The 242-nt window shown below is 34.7% G+C and carries 1 pseudogene; it reads right to left on the bottom strand.

Going from position 1 to position 242, the window contains the following annotated elements:
- Nucleotides 1-15: 15 nt before the first annotated feature.
- Nucleotides 16-242 (bottom strand): annotated as a pseudogene (locus tag P6709_RS20250) (hypothetical protein); the annotation flags it as partial.

Raw genomic sequence — 242 nt, 5'->3', positions numbered from 1 at the left:
CCTGATGATTTTTTATTATTTTATGCAGCTGAATTTAATCAAAATAAGAATCAGCAATTTCTGCTTCATGCTTAACAGCTTGGTGGTCTTTTTATTTGGATTAACCGTTAGGACAATGATGGCATCTGACCTGCCTTTTGCTTCTAAGATGTCAATTTCTCCAGAAGCGGCCCAGCTATGATCTACAAACAACTCTTTATTTTTTTCTTTGAAAAATTCATTGGAATGTTCAGCCCACATTT

The sequence above is a fragment of the Jeotgalibacillus sp. ET6 genome (assembly GCF_029667115.1).
Lineage (GTDB): Bacteria > Bacillota > Bacilli > Bacillales > Jeotgalibacillaceae > Jeotgalibacillus.
This window is presented reverse-complemented; position numbering and strand designations above follow the sequence as displayed.